Raw genomic sequence first — 12,084 nt, 5'->3', positions numbered from 1 at the left:
TTAGAATTAGGCACCATTAATTTAGTGATAAAAGTGAGTTTAAGCTAAATAATTTAGTTTATTCATCAGTCATTATTGTTACTAATAAATAGTTAATATTAGAAAGATTTATATAATCCACTTGTTTGTATTTTTTAAATTAAAACAGTGACATAAATTAAAGTGATATTATGGTTTATTCATCTATTGCAGAATTTAATGATGATCTTGCTAAATCTGAAACTTTTGTAAGGAGAATCGAACGTATTGGTCGAAGTTTACGACAAGAGTTAAGTGAGAGAAGAAAACTTATTGAGACTAAGTTTGAAATTATGTATTTGGGATCTACAAGTTTGGAACGTTTGACTGCAGTTGTTGATCCTAAAGCTCCAGATGATAGATATCAATCTGATTTTGATATAGGTGTGATTACTGAAGACGAATTAGATTTAGAGCATAAAGTGAGGATAGTAGAACATTTGTTACCTACTGGTTCAACTTTCCGTACCAATGGTCGTGTAGAACGCCGAGCAATTACTCAAAAATTTCCTATTAATATGGCTATACTTTCTGTAAAAGAAGCTGATCACTTGCCCCCTATTGTTTATTCTCGCCAATATCCTGATATACCACCTGTTATAAGGCGAGATATTCGAGCATTAAGATTATATGTTATGCGAAATGGACTTTATGGTGGTTTTACGCGTGGATTTAAAGGAATAGCTTTAGAAAGATTAATTATTGAACAGGGAAATTTTGAATCTGCATTGGATTGGTTGCAAACTGAAGCGAAAGCTAATATTGTAAATAGTGGCAAAGAAAGTTATTTAGAAAATCCTATTAATGGATCTAATCTATTAGGTAGGCTTATTCCTCGAGTTTGGCGAGTCTTGGCTACATCTGCTGAAGAATATTTTCAAAGATCACGTGTAAGGTCAAGACCTTATGATGGTTTAACATGGGAAGAAGATAATCATAGTAGTTATACATTTATGTTTAAAACTTCGAAAATAAGTGATCCTGATAAATGTTATAGGTTAGTAGATAAATATTTACATCGTGCTCTGCAAAGAGTACATAAACGATTAAAATCAGATTTAGATATCACTTATGATATTTTAGTTCTACCTCATCTTAAAGATTTACAAATTTTTGTTAGTTGCACTAATTTAACAAGAGAAGCACAAAGCGTATTTAATGCAGAGTTTTATAGACGATGGAATTGTTTAGTAAAGTATGATTTTAAATAAATTAATCAGTGCAAGTTGATCTATTTCTTAAATCTTTCAATCATTTATTAAACTATTTGTCGGTATAATCACAAACTATATATAGGTATTGTATCAGAATTTATTTTGATATGTATGCCCCAAGAAAAAATAATCTTAACCAATCATGAACCAAGTCTTAATCCTGATGCTGAGCAATTAGCTCAAATTATCATTGCAAGAATAGGTTTACTGCCAAGAAAAAACAATGCTACAGATAAAATACACAAAGTATTATTAGAATTATACGAACGTCAGAAAACAGCGTTGAGAGAAAAGGATCCTTCCAAAGCAATCATTACTGTTGAAGAAATGGCTATGTATGCTGGCATCACCCGCCAAACCATGTATGATTATCTTAAACGATGGTTATTATTGGATTTCATTACTAAAACCAGTTTTGTCAGTGCTGAAAAGAAGATGGTTATTGGCTATAAAATGAATGGTTCTACGCTGGAAAATGCGTTTGAAAAATCAAAGAAAAGAATATTGGATAATTTAGATGCAACTCAACGATATATTGTTGAATTGCAGAAATCCATTAAGAATGAAAAGATTAGTCAGACTGTTCAAGAGAAAAATCAAGAAAAAGAAATGCCTATTATGTAAGGAGAACTTTGCAAAATTATGGTTACTGCCGATTTTGTGAGCATTTTCGAAATGTATATCAAGCAATTTTCGAGGTTCCAGAGAGAAAATTGCTTTGTTAAAGATATATCTCCATGCGAACTGGCAGTAACCCGAGCTTTGCGAGTATTTTGCAAAGTTCTCTAAAAGTTTCTTTCTACTAAATGCCACTATTACTAACCCACCTTTCAGAAATAACGCTATTAAAACGGAAAACTTTTCTTAAATAATAGCATTAAAACAGAAAGTTTATAAATATTTTAACGTAATGCATTCGCAATTCTCATAAGTAAATTAGGCTTGCCCTTAATAGTTGTTTGTTGTTTTTCGGTTAATGGTTCAGGTGTTGCGCTTTTTTTTACTAAACTGGTTACATATGCTTTTCCTTCAAATACTCTGACCGTTGTTGTTAATGAATCTCGATGGTAATTAACTTCAACAACGCCATCTATTCTTACAATAGCATTTGGTGTTTCAATATCAGGCTTAATTTCCGGTGTTTTTGTTATTTTATAGGTGCTTGTGCCTGTTTCTTGTTTTAAACGAACAGATTCAACAAAATTCTTCTTTTCTAATTTTTTAACTAAAACTTCAGAATTTTGATCAATTCTTGCCTGTATGTTTTTCTTGTAATCAATATTGGTTGAACTTTCCTGTCCGGTAACTATTCTTGTTTTCTCTCTTACTATCGCACCAGTGTGCGCTTGGGTAATAGTTTCATCAATTATTCTTACATCAGTGCCATCAATTTGTTTAATAATTATTTTATCCCCAGTACTTGCTGCTTCCAGATCTTTTTTCTCTTCTTCTGTTGTTTGTTGTTCAGCGTCAGCTTGAGTTTCATCTACTGCAGGTGTTTCTTCTTCAAGTACTTCTTCACCTAATGCTTGTTCTAAAGAGAGATCTTCTTCGGAAGTAAGTTCACCATCTGTAAAAGGAGCTTGATCTGTTGTAGCATCAATACCTTCAAGCGACCCCTCGCTTTGATCAGTTAGTTCGGTATCAGAAAACTCATCTGTTGCTTCATTGTTAAACTCATCTCCAAAAGAATCTGCATCATCTGTACCAAAATCATCAAATCCATAATCATCAGTATTAAATTCTTCTTCAAAGGTGCTGATATCAAATTCGTCATCTGATCCGAATGCATCACTTTCATCATTTGTAAATTCATCTTCAACACTAGTTGTTGTATCTGCAGTATCATCGGTAAATTCTTCATCCAGCCATTGTTCTAAATCATCTTCTTCTGGGTTTAAGTCAGATTCTTCAACATTTGCATCTTGCTTGATGGCATCTTTGATCGCATCATCAGTTTCTTCTTGAAGTTTATTTTTTTCTTCGTCAACAGTATTTTCATCATCAGGAGCTTCTTCTAAATCTCCTTGTTCTTGTTTATTATCTTTTTCCTTATATTCAGACTTTTGAGATAAAGATTGAGTATCTGGTGTTTCAATTGATTGGTAGAGTAATTGTTTTAAATCATCGTATGTTTTAACCCCAGCTTTAATATCTTTCAAAAGCGATGCTGCTTGAGTTGTATTAAGTTGCGGAAATGTTTTTTGCAAACGTTCCATGTTCTTAGCAAAATTTTCATCAGTAACTTTGCCATTTTTTACAGCGTCTAATAAAGCATCAATTCTTTTTTTGTAATCATCAACTTTTATTTGTGGTTGAGGTTGCTGTTGAGATGTTGTTGGTATTGATTGTTGAGGACGCGCTGCAGTCTGTTGCGGTGTTACAGAAGCAACTTCACTCCCTCTGTTCTCTGTTCTTACTTCAAGAGTTGAAGCTACTTGTTGCTGCGTCTGCCTTCCGCGTGAAGTTGAGACTATTTCTTCTCCAATTCGAGTTGAAGTAGAAGCAACTTTACATTGTTCTAACCCTGTATTACAACTCTTGTCGCATGTTTCCTGTTTTTTAGTTGCACACTTTTGTTTACAGCTTGCTGGATCTGTTTTTTGCTTGCAGCTTTCTCGACATTCACCTATTTTAGGATTGCATTCTTGTTCACAGGTATTTTTCTGTTGGGTGCATAGTTTAGTAATTTCACTAAGAGGTGTTCGTTTTTGACGCTCTGCCTTGAAACAAGTATCGTAGGTTGTAGCGCATTTTCCTGAACAGTTTGGGTCTTGCTTACTGCAGTAGCTATAACACTCTTCAATAATTGAACCAGAATCGCATTTTTGATTGCAGGTATCTAACCATGCATTGCAGTCAGTTGAACAGCTATTAAACACTGTTTCACATTGATTTTGAGTAAGTTCTGCAGCAACAAAACCAGTCATGCTTTGTTTTAAGGAACCCACGCAAGAAGGTGACGAAAGAATCATACTCCCTGTTAAGAGTAATAAGCTTATGAATATGCCGCTGATCATGATAATTAAATACTTTTTCATAGTCTTCACTTATCCTTTAATAAAATACGCAAATCTTAATAATATATTTGGAGTTCCTTCTACGTTGGTTTCAGTATTTTTAAATACTTCTGTTACTTGTGATTCTACTTTGCTTTTAACAAGCGCAGATCCATCAGCAACCTTGACATTTGTTGTTGTATCATTCTGATTATAGGAGATCTCTACACCGCCATTAACTTCAATAATTGCATTTGGTGTTTCAACAATAACCTTTGATAATGCATCTTTGTTTTTATTCATTTTTATAAGACCATATTCAAGGCTTATTTCCAATTCTTTTATAGTCTTTTTTTGTTTTATTTTTTTAATTTCTATTTTTGATGCTGGTTCAGCACGAATTTTTAATTCATTAGTGGCTAAGATAATAATTCCTAGAGTTCCTGTTTGCAGCCTGCTCCCTTGAGCTAATGAGGTTCCTTTTTCAAGAATTCGATGCTGGTTTCGTCCCAACCTGATATTATTGTCTCCTTCTGTTTTAAGCACTACAAACCTATTATTTGCCAGTCTTTTTTGAATTTCAAGCTCTTCTTGTTCTTCGAGTGATTCAGGAGAAGCTTGTTTAAGCTCTTCAAGAATAATTTCCTCAGCTAGTTGATCGCTTGCTTGTTGCTCCAGTTCGTCACCAAAATCAATCCCTTCTGCTTCTGGATCAAATTCAAAATCCTCCCTAATTCTTTCAACCTCTAAATTATCTTCAAATTCACTGTTAATATCAACATCAAAACCAAAGACATCCGGAACAGTAAAATCTTCTTCATCATATTCAAAATCATCATCTTTTATATCATCGTCTAATTCCTCAGGTACTTCACAATCACCGTTTTGTAAAAGCGCGTCATATTCTTCCTGGCAAAATTCATCCCATCCTTCATCACAGCACATAACATCAAGCTTTATAGTTTCAATATAACATCCATTCTGATTGTTATAAGGTGATGTACCTTGGCATACTTTGTTATTAAAACTTTCAGGATCTGCGCAAGCAGCATAAGAATTTTCACAAAAATTGTCCCATCCTTGTTCACCAGTGCAGCAAACATCGTCTTGAGCAATAACTTGTTGATAACAAGGATCGTCGGGAGTATAATCAGTCATGACCGAACAAATCTCCTCACTACTTTGTGTTTTGCTTTTGATTTCTTGATCAAACTCTTCATCAGTTATTCTTCCTGCTTGTTTAGATTCAAGCAATTGGTCTATTCTTTTTTTAAGATTTTCTTGTTGAGTTATGGAGAGTTGCCTTGTTACTAAAGGTTCTGTTCTTGTCGTTGTGGGTTGAGTGGCAGTAGATGATGTTTGAATTTCAGATGGTAGTGTTCTTTGAGGCACTTCGGCTCTTGTGCTTGACTTTGATTGATTAGAGGGAATTATAGATCTTGGTACAATTGGAGCATTGCATATATTTTGCACTGAATTACAGCCATTTTCGCAGGGAATATTAATCAATGTTCCATCAATACACTGCTGTAAAATTCTTGTTGTTTTGCATTTAAATTCATTATGCTTCATATTTTCTAAAGAACAGTCTTTGGGCGGATATTGTTGTTCTACTTGTTGTTTACAGGTAAGAAGTTGGTCATCGCAAATTTTATTATTTTGGTTACACTTATTTTCTGTTTGAGTACAGACATCCTTACAAGCAGTTAGATTAAATTCTGAATTGCATGACACCGTACAACTAGTTTTACTCTGTGCACAAGTGTTAGAACATGCTCTTGCATTTTGATCGCATATTGTTAAGGTCATTCTAGTAGTACCAGCACGGACTGATTCTACACAACTTGCATGGGTTTGTCTGCAAGTGGTGCTACAACTAGTACTTTGGGTGTTACAGCTAATTAAACAACTATCTGGTACCGATGTAGTTTTGGCATCGCATGTCCTTAAACAAGAAGTATAAGGGGTAAGACAATCTTTTTTACAAACAGAATTCTGATCCTCACATTTTTGTGTTTCTAAATCATAGGCAATAAAGCCAGTAAGCCAATTTTTGAAAGAAAATGCTATTGCACTATCAATTAATAATAGTGCAAAAATAAGAATGATCACTAGTTTGTGAATATGCCTTTTCTGCACACCAACACCTCTTTAAGCACCTTTTTACAGGAAAGTAGTATATAAATATTACCATCACTCGCACAATCCAATTTGTAAGTGATATTGCGAAAAGTGCCACCATCTTTTTTGCGAGGCTCTTCTTATCTTTCATCGAGTGCTATCCGAGGTTCCAGAGAGGATAGCACAATCGATAACTGCATCTTAAGCCGAGCTGATGGTGGTTGCTGAATTGGTGCCATGCTTGTGATTATCTTAAGAATAAATAATCGAGAAAAAAGGGAATTCCAATGGGAATTTTTTCCTTCTTATCAACAAGTGGGATAATCACGGCACCAAAACCGAGGCGTAAGCCGAGATTCGGGACAGAGCCATTTGTTCGAAAAATTTATATCTATAGTAGCTATAGCTGTTATAGGATGGTAACAACAGCTATTAAAGAGCAATTACGTGAATTTCTCCTTTCTTCAGAGAATACTATCTCTTTAGCAGAAGCCCGCAAGAGACATGCAGAACGATGGCAAAAGTAGGGGAACTAAAACCATTAATTCACCACTACATAGTGTAAAAGATACATAACATTTATATATTAGTTAATGATTACTACCCAGTAGCACTGCTATGTTGTAGTGTTTAGTTGAGGGGGTAGACTCACATGAAATATATCAAAAGTATGTTATTTATTGTATTAATGGTTGTTTTAGCAAGCTTTGTCAGTGCTGAAGCACCTCTTGAAGGAAACGCGTATGTTTATCTGCTTCAAGATGAACCAACATTAACGTACACGCTTACTAATGATGATGGTATTTTTTCTGTAACACTTAATGGTGTTGGGCAAATTCCTTGCAGCGGAGAAAAATATTGCCAGTTTGTTGATTATTCTTTAGAAAATATTAATTTAGGTAATTTATGTACTGAAAAGTCATATACTAACCAAAAATTACAAGTAGAAGTTACTGATATGTTGACAAATAAATATACGTTCACGCTTGATAAGAGTAATGGATTCATTGCTTTTAAACCGGATAATAATTGGGTTGAAGATCCAAATATGGTAGCTCTTTTTGCTACTTCCCATGTTTGTGGTAGTGAATTATTAGAAGAAGCATTAGATATTGAAAAGAATCTTGTTGAAGTAGAAAAGGCATATAATCATATTTCAGATAATTTCGCTGCTGAACCAAATAAAAACAATGATCTTGTTCAAGCAGAATACTTAGAAGATGTTAAACCAGTATTATTCAATTTAGATGATTTAAGTAATAGTTTCAATGAATTAAAAAGCGACGTAGGTCCTGAAACAGTTTTAGATACGCTTTTCAAAAAGATTGATCAGAAAGTTGCTCAACTTGAAAATGATCTTGAAGCATTAGAAACACAAATTACTCAAGGAGAAGAATTTGCCTGTGCTAAACTATTTGGAGAAGTTAAATGTATTAGTGTAACTGATGATGCACTTGTACTACAACAACAAAAAGTATTAGATGATCTTAAATTGGATGTAGCTGATGCAATAGAAGATAACAACAAAGATGAACTTAGTGAGCTTCGTAGTAAAATTTTAGCCAATTTAAATGTTTTACAAACAAGTGTTATTCAATTTAATACAATTATTAAACAATATGAAGTTCAAAAAGCAGAAAACCCAGATGTTCAGAAAATCATTGATGTTCTTTCTGGAGTTGTAACCAGTTTTAATAACATGATAAATGACTACAATGCTCTTCTTGCAAAAGTAGATGTAGCTCTTGGATTGAAACCTGTGCAAAATCCTAACACTGCGCCAACAGCAGATTTCACTGTCGGAGCAGCTGTCGTAAATCAAGCAGTACCATTCACCGGAATTGTATCAGATGCAAACAATGATGCTTTAACCTATGTATGGAACTTTGGCGATACCGCTACCAGTACAGTACTTAGTCCTACACATACGTACACTGCAACAGGAGCCTATACAGTTACGTTTACAGTAAGTGATGGAAAAGCACAGACAACTGCAACTAAAACAGTTACTGTTGCTGCAACACCAGCTCCAACAACTGACGCTGCTAAATTCAAAGAATTACAAGATAGATTTGACAAGCTTGAAAAAGATTGGTTTAAATTAGAAGATGACTACGAAGAAGCAGTTGACGATGATGACAAAAATGACATTGATGATGCTGAAGATGACTTAAGAGATTTAGAAGATGACCTGCAAGAGTTAGAAGATGATGTTAAAGACTTTAAACGAGCTACAACTGATAACAAACTAGAAGATGATGCACAAGATTTACAAGATGACATCAATGATGTATTAGATGACATTGATAAAATCTTGCATCCTGAAAAGTTTGAATCAAGTTCAGGCGACAAGGGTTTTACACCAAGTGATAACTCAAACAGTTATACAAGTCCATCAACCACTTCAGGCAAAAAAGTTACTGTAGGCACAACTACACAAAAAACACAGCCTGAAAATGTGCAAGTGCAAGTTGTTGATACACCAGTTATGCCTCAGCAACCAGTTATAAGCACTACACCTGCTGTTGACACACCTGTTGAAGTTGACTTTAAAGACAGTCCAGTATACATTGCATTAGTCATTGGATTAGTGATAGTATTACTTGGATTAGTTGGCTTTATGGTAGCTATGTTGATGGTTAGAAAATAATTTTTTATTTTTTATTATTTAATATTTTATTCTTAGAAAAAATTTATAAAATAAAGCATGAAAATGGTTGCTATGCTCAAAATTGCTCATCGTGGAGCCTCAGGCCATGAAGTAGAGAATTCTCTTGCAGCTTTTGAGAAAGCAATAATGATGGGTGCTGATGGCATTGAGTTAGACATCTGGCAGTGTAAATCAGGTGAATTAATTGTATTTCATGATCAATTTCTTGATAGATTAACGATAACTGCCGGTTTAGTTTATGAAAAAACATTGGAAGAATTACAGCAATTAAGATTATGGTTTAAAGGGGAAGAAACGAGTCATACCATCCCTACATTTCAGCAGGTCATTGATCTTATTAAAGCTAAAGCTTCTGAAAACTTCAAAGTGTATATTGAATTAAAAGGCTGCGACCTTGAACAACCAATGGTTGATAGTATTCAAAAAAACAATTTCCATAATAATGCTGTTGTTATTTCCTTTCGTCATGACCGAGTTTTAAAAATCAAAGAACTTGATCCAAAAATCAAAACAGGAGTTACCTTATATGGCGTACCGGTAAATCTTACTGCTGTGGTTGAAAAAGCGCAAGCTGATTGCTTAGTAATTAGCGACAGATTTCTTATTTTTAGAGATATTTCAAGTGTGCAGAAAAAAGGCCATCAGGTTTTGGTGTATACTATTAATGATGCAAAAAAAGTTGAAAAACTTAAAGAAAAAGGTGTTGATGGGATCATGAGTGATTTTCCTGATCGTTTGATAAATTAAAAATAGTGATTTTTAATTTATCAAAATTCTTCAAACTCATTCAAATTATTAAGAAGACCATTTTTTTTAAGATGCTCTACTTGATTTTGCTTGTATTTAAACACAATATCGCCGCGTTCATCACCGCCATCAGTCCATGGTTCAACAAGCAAAATATCTCCTTCCCTAACCCACAGTTTTCTTTTTAATCTTCCTGGTATTCTGCAAATCCGTGTTTTGCCATCCATACAGCGCACTCTATTCCGAGAGCCGCCAAGACGTTGTTCAAGAACACCAAATGTTTGATTGCCTTTAGGAAGTCGAGCCCGTCTGATTTCTTCTTGAGCTTCTTCCTCAGCAGAAAGAATATTGCCGTGCTTATCACGCATAGGTTTGTTCATTATTGAATAAAAAACCAAAGTATTTATAAATCTTCTCACCTGCCAAGAACATGGTGATAATCATGGTGAAAGCAATTCCAAAAGATGCAATGATTAAAGAATCGGGAACAGGAAAAAAGATTTTTATCGTGCTAGGTATTATAGGGTTGATTATTGTTGTGCTTATTGCTCTGGTTATTTTTGGAGTTATGTTCACCGCATCAAATAATTTTTCTAGGTCAGGAAACGTCGCAGTTATTCCGTTGCATGGCGTTATTGTTACTGAAGATATGCCAGGATTATTTGGAAGTTCATATATTGCTTCGCCGAAGATTATTGAAAAAATAAAACAAGCAAATGAAGATAATTCAGTCAAAGCAATTGTATTAGATATCAACTCCCCGGGTGGAAGCGCAGTAGCCTCAGATGAAATTGCTCTTGCTCTTAAGCAAGCAAATAAAACAACAGTCGCTTTAATCAGAGAAGTTGGCGCATCAGGTGGGTATTGGATTGCAAGCGCTGCAGACCATATTGTTGCAAATAGAATGTCAATTACAGGCAGTATTGGTGTCATTGCATCGTACCTTCAGTTCACTGGGTTGATGGACAAATACGGCGTAACCTATGAAAGAATGGTTGCAGGAAAACATAAGGATTTAGGAAGCCCTTTTAAAGAATTGACTGAAGAAGAACGCGCGCTGTTTCAAGTATCGCTTGACAAAATTCATAATTACTTTATTGAGGAAGTTGCTCATAATAGAAACATGGATGCAGCTAAAGTTCGTGAGCTTGCTACAGGAAGAATTTTTCTTGGTGTGGAAGCATATGAGATTGGTTTAGTCGATGAACTTGGCAATAAAGATACAGTAAAAAAATATTTAGAGCAAAAATTAGGAACAACCGTTGAGTTTGTAGAGATGAAAGATCAATTAAGTTTCTTTCAATTGCTTGCTCAAGCGTCATTACAGAGATCATTTTACCTGGGGAAAGGTATTGGAAGCATGTTATTGGAGGAAGGAGAATTGAGCATTAAGACTTAAATGATATTTGATTGTAGTACCTATTAAGTCTTCCATGGTTTTAGCGCCGGTTCAGCTTTTGAAGAGTACTTCGGGGATTTTTCTCTCTGGCACTCCGAAAAATCCCCGAAGTGAAATTAAGAAGAGCTTCACAAAGGTAGGCGCTAAAACCCCAGACTTAATAGGTACTAATTATAGCTTTATCTTTCCTTTTTGCCAGTCCTGAAGAATAAGCCTTCCGACAAGTTCAAGATCAAGTTCGTTGTGTTTTTTAAGTTTGTTAAGCTTTTTTGCTATTTTTTCTAATGCAACTTCACTATCTGATTGCTTTTCTAAACCATAATGAGCTTCTGCTTTTCCTTCAAGAATCTCAATTAACCTCATCGCTGCAACATCAGGATCTTTGACTTTTGTTGCATCTATTGCACCCATTAATGCATGCTTAATCTGATCTTTTTCTTCAAAAGGAATTACTCCCGGAGTATCAATCAAATAAATTCTATTATCAGCTCTAACAAGCTGTATGGCTTTAGTATAACCGCTTTGCGAAGATGCAGGAGCTGATTTCTGTCCTTTTAAGGCATTAATCACCGAGCTTTTGCCGGTATTAGGATATCCAACAACACCAACAGTTATTTTCTCATTTTTTTTCTTTTTAGCTGTAGCAAATATTTTATCCCGCAACATGGTAGTGCCTAAATGTTGCAATGAAGAAATAAAAACAGCATTTTTCAAGGTTTTTTTCTTTTTCTCAAGGTATTCCTTAGAAGTAAGATCGCATTTGTTTAATACTAAGATAAAGGGCTTGCCCTTTACAGTTATTTTTTTTTCTAATTCTATATTTCGTGTTTCATCAACAAGCCGAGCATCTAATACTATTAACAAAAGGTCAGCTCTGTCGATAACTTCATTAACTAGTTTCCAAAAGTTTGCCAT

General features: G+C 34.5%; 9 protein-coding genes. 5 read left to right on the top strand and 4 right to left on the bottom strand.

From position 1 onward, the window contains the following. The first annotated feature begins 170 nt into the window (after nt 1-170). Together HYY69_06810 and HYY69_06805 are read left to right on the top strand one after the other, a co-directional pair. Nucleotides 171-1,229 carry a hypothetical protein gene (locus HYY69_06810; GenBank protein MBI3033160.1) on the top strand — a complete coding sequence of 353 codons (1,059 nt, stop codon included), beginning with the start codon at nt 171-173 and terminating at the stop codon, nt 1,227-1,229. Nucleotides 1,230-1,334: 105 nt separating this feature from the next. Next, on the top strand, nt 1,335-1,856 hold the full coding sequence (locus HYY69_06805) for a hypothetical protein (protein MBI3033159.1): 522 nt from the start codon (nt 1,335-1,337) through the stop codon (nt 1,854-1,856). Between the two features lie 278 nt (nt 1,857-2,134). On the opposite strand, the gene HYY69_06800 is transcribed toward HYY69_06805, so the two are convergent. Together HYY69_06800 and HYY69_06795 are read right to left on the bottom strand one after the other, a co-directional pair. Next, nucleotides 2,135-4,273, bottom strand: a complete 2,139-nt coding sequence (locus tag HYY69_06800; GenBank protein MBI3033158.1) for a FecR domain-containing protein — start codon at nt 4,271-4,273, stop codon at nt 2,135-2,137. A gap of 9 nt (nt 4,274-4,282) precedes the next feature. Beyond that, a complete protein-coding gene (locus HYY69_06795; GenBank protein MBI3033157.1) occupies nt 4,283-6,370 on the bottom strand; it encodes a FecR domain-containing protein in 2,088 nt (695 codons plus the stop codon). Nucleotides 6,371-7,004: 634 nt separating this feature from the next. Between HYY69_06795 and HYY69_06790 the strand changes: the two genes are divergently transcribed. Further along, entirely contained in the window at nt 7,005-9,002 is a 1,998-nt protein-coding gene (locus HYY69_06790) for a PKD domain-containing protein (GenBank protein MBI3033156.1), read from the top strand. Nucleotides 9,003-9,074: 72 nt separating this feature from the next. Beyond that, on the top strand, nt 9,075-9,770 hold the full coding sequence (locus HYY69_06785) for a hypothetical protein (GenBank protein ID MBI3033155.1): 696 nt from the start codon (nt 9,075-9,077) through the stop codon (nt 9,768-9,770). A gap of 20 nt (nt 9,771-9,790) precedes the next feature. Here the strand turns inward: HYY69_06785 and eif1A are convergent, their stop codons facing one another. Then, nucleotides 9,791-10,138, bottom strand: coding sequence for a translation initiation factor eIF-1A (eif1A, locus tag HYY69_06780; GenBank protein ID MBI3033154.1), 348 nt, complete (start codon nt 10,136-10,138; stop codon nt 9,791-9,793). Between the two features lie 62 nt (nt 10,139-10,200). Between eif1A and sppA the strand changes: the two genes are divergently transcribed. After that, a complete protein-coding gene (gene sppA, locus HYY69_06775) occupies nt 10,201-11,169 on the top strand; it encodes a signal peptide peptidase SppA (protein ID MBI3033153.1) in 969 nt (322 codons plus the stop codon). Between the two features lie 171 nt (nt 11,170-11,340). On the opposite strand, the gene HYY69_06770 is transcribed toward sppA, so the two are convergent. Continuing rightward, on the bottom strand, nt 11,341-12,084 hold the full coding sequence (locus tag HYY69_06770; GenBank protein ID MBI3033152.1) for a 50S ribosome-binding GTPase: 744 nt from the start codon (nt 12,082-12,084) through the stop codon (nt 11,341-11,343).

The organism is Candidatus Woesearchaeota archaeon (assembly GCA_016192995.1).
GTDB lineage: Archaea > Nanobdellota > Nanobdellia > Woesearchaeales > DSVV01 > JACPTB01.
The sequence above is the reverse complement of the archived record's forward strand: the minus strand, read 5'-3'. Positions and strand labels throughout refer to the sequence as shown.